At 72.9% G+C, this 2,995-nt stretch carries 3 protein-coding genes; 1 reads left to right on the top strand and 2 read right to left on the bottom strand.

Features of this window, described 5'->3' with window-relative positions; all coding sequences use genetic code 11:
- Positions 1-352: 352 nt before the first annotated feature.
- The gene (gene yaaA, locus IJH84_RS22300; RefSeq protein ID WP_295148591.1) at positions 353-1,096 is read right to left on the bottom strand and encodes a peroxide stress protein YaaA; all 744 of its coding nucleotides are present in this window, start codon (positions 1,094-1,096) and stop codon (positions 353-355) included.
- A gap of 65 nt (positions 1,097-1,161) precedes the next feature.
- The gene (locus tag IJH84_RS22305; RefSeq protein WP_295148594.1) at positions 1,162-2,679 is read right to left on the bottom strand and encodes an MFS transporter; all 1,518 of its coding nucleotides are present in this window, start codon (positions 2,677-2,679) and stop codon (positions 1,162-1,164) included.
- 72 nt (positions 2,680-2,751) lie between these two features.
- Here IJH84_RS22305 and IJH84_RS22310 point away from each other — a divergent pair.
- Positions 2,752-2,995, top strand: a 244-nt coding sequence (locus IJH84_RS22310; protein ID WP_295148597.1) for a LysR family transcriptional regulator, incomplete at its 3' end; no start/stop codon positions are given.

Here is a 2,995-nt window from a genome sequence, read left to right on the forward strand (position 1 = left end):
GCCCGCTGATCGGCGCCGAGCGAACCGATGTCCAACGCGTCGAACAGCACGCCGGTGTAGCGCTCCAGCGCGGGCGCGGCGGCGGGCTTGCCGCCGTTGCGGCGACGCGGGCGCCGGGAACGTGCGGGCGCGGAGTCGGGCACTGTGAACCTCCGGAAACTGGCACGTCTCGGGGAGGTCGCGCAGTGGCGGATCACAAGGACGAGCCCGGCGCCTGCGGGCGCCGCTGGTGGGTTTCGGGACCGATCGGGGCTCCGGCCGCGGTGCGGCGGGCTGTCTGGACCGGCTCGATGTCGGGGCGCAGTCTAGCCGACGGGTGCGGTGCGGCCGTCGCGCGCCCCCAAAGTCAAGATCAACTCGTTACGACCACGCAGAGCGCGCTGTCGCCTTCCTGCTCCACGCGCATCCCCGCATCGCAGGCGATGGTGCGCACGTCCTCGATCGTCGCGGGTTCGTCGTCCGCGGTCGCCAGCGCGCGGGCCAGCCGTCCCTTGTGCGACTTGTTGTGGTGGCTGACCACCTTGCGCTTGCCGCTCGCGTCCTCGGACAGCACGCGCACGCTCACGGCCTCCGGAACCCGCGCGAGCGCGGCGTAAGCACCGGAACGCAGATCCACCACCAGCTCGTCCGAGCCTTGCAGCACCGGCGCCAGCACCGGCCGCCACATCCCCCGCAACGGCCCGAATCCGGGCAGCGAACTACCCGCCGACAGCCGATACGCCGGGATCCGGTCGGTGCCCCGGACCAGCCCGAACAGCGCGGAAGCCACCGCGAGCCGGGAGTCCGCCCGCGCCCGCTGATCGGCGCCGAGCGAACCGATGTCCAACGCGTCGAACAGCACGCCGGTGTAGCGCTCCAGCGCGGGCGCGGTGGGGGAGTCGAGCAGTTCGGCGTTGCGCTCGACCTCGCCTGCCTGGCGTTCGGAGAGCCCGAGTGCGGCCAGGCTCGCGGGCAGGTCGGCGGCCAGCGAGCGCACCGCGTCGACCAGCTTGTGCCGGGTGTGCGTCAGTTCCGGACACGACAGCGCGTCCAGGTCCAGCGGCGGCCCGTCGCCGCCGGCGGCCTTGGTCTCGGAGGGAGGCAGCAGCACCAGCACGGCACGCCAGCGTAGACAACGCGGTGCGCGCCGTTGCTGCCCCGGCCGAGGCCCGGCGCGTCGCATCACTGATCACGCCGTCGTCGTGATCGGGCGTCGACGGGACGCGCGGGAACAGCGGTGTCCAGGCGGGACCGCCCGGTGCGGCGCAACGCCGGCGACCGGCGGCCTGCACGTCGACCGCGAACTGTCCCGGACCGGTGCGCGGGGCCGCTGCCTGCGGTCTCCCAGCGCTGTGGAATCGGCACGCTCCTACGAGGTTCTCGTACCCGCCGGAAAAATCCGAGCGGCGTTGTCCCGGTCTTCCTGCGCGCGCAGACGTCGTTCCCGTCGACCCGCTGTCGGGACCGGCGCTCGCCCGCAGGTGCGCGATCGACGGCGTCGCTGGTGAGCATGACGGCAGCACCGGCGAACGGCACCAGACATGCCGCGGCGCCTGCGACCCAAGTCGTCGCTGCGGACAAGGGGTGTCCGAGGGTGATCAGGCCGACGGCCACCGCCGGGAAGCCGGCGCCGAGGTAGAACGCCAGGTACAGCGCTCCGGTGACCGCGCCGCGCTGTCCTGCGGGCGCAGCGGCGTCGACCGCCGCGGCCGCGCCTCCGTAGGCGAGCCCGTGCCCGAGCCCGGCGACCACGGCCGCGGCCAGGGTGATCTGCGTTGCGCCTCCCGGGGCCAACGCCAGCACGGACAGGCTGACCAGCAGTCCACCGAGACCGCCGAGCTGCGCTCGAGCGGGCCCGAGCCGTCCGGCCAGCGGCTGCACCAGCACGGAGAAGATCAACATCGTGCCGAGGATGCCGCCGGTGACCGCCGGATCCGCCGCACCCGCCCGGTCGAGCAACGTCGGGATGACCGCGAGGAACAGCCCGGCCACCGTCCACGCGAGGAACCCGGTCACCGCGGAGGCCGCGAACAGCCTCCGCATCCCGTGCGGAATCCGCGGCCCGGTGAAGCGCCACCGGCGAGCAACCGGCTCCGCACCGGTCAGCTTCGCGACGCGGCGCCAACCGATCAGGAGCAACACCGCGTGCACCGCGTACGGCGACACCTGCGGTGCAGGCGCGTACCGGGCGAGCAGCCCACCGGCGATCGGTCCGATCGCCGTGCCCGCCAGAAAGGCCGCACTGGCCAGCATCGCCCCGCTGACCCGGTACCAGTCGCCCGCGCGCTCACTGATCAACGCGCTCGCCGCCCCGGTCGCCGTGCCCAGCGCGATTCCCTGCACGGCGCGTCCGAGCACGCACCACATCGGTCCCGACGCCACCGCGAAGCAGATCGAGGCGACGGCCGCCAGCACGACGCTCGCCCGCAGCACCGCCCGCCGCCCCAGCGCATCCGAAGCGGACCCGAACAGCACCAGGGCCGGAGCGCTGACCAGCGCGAACATCGCGTAGATCACCGTCATGGCCAGATCGCTGATCCCGAACATCGCCTGATAGGCCGGGTACAGCGGACTCGGCAGGTAGGCGCCCGCGGTGAGCACGACCAGCACGTACAAGCCGGTGCGCAGGTCGCTTCGCCGGGCGAGTCGATCTCCGGGCGCGTTCCGGCGGCGGGAAGCAGCACTCCTCTCGAACAGCACGCCCACAGGCTGCCGCCCGATACCGCGCAACAGAATCAAACGTTGCTGGACAAGACCGTGCAAAATGGTTGCATGATTGACCCGCGGCTCGCAGTGCTCCAACTCGTCGCGCACCACGGCACGGTCACCGCGGCCGCCGCGGCGCTGCACTACACGCCTTCCGCGGTCTCGTACCAGCTGCGCCAGCTGGCCGAGGAACTCGGCGTCGAGCTGGTGACCCAGCACGGGCGCGGCATCCAGCTGACCGGTGCCGCCCGGACGGTGCTGCGCCACGCGGAGGCGCTGCACGCCCAAGCCGAACGCGCCCACGCCGAAC

Source organism: Saccharopolyspora sp. (assembly GCF_017434145.1).
Lineage (GTDB): Bacteria > Actinomycetota > Actinomycetes > Mycobacteriales > Pseudonocardiaceae > Saccharopolyspora_C > Saccharopolyspora_C galaxeae.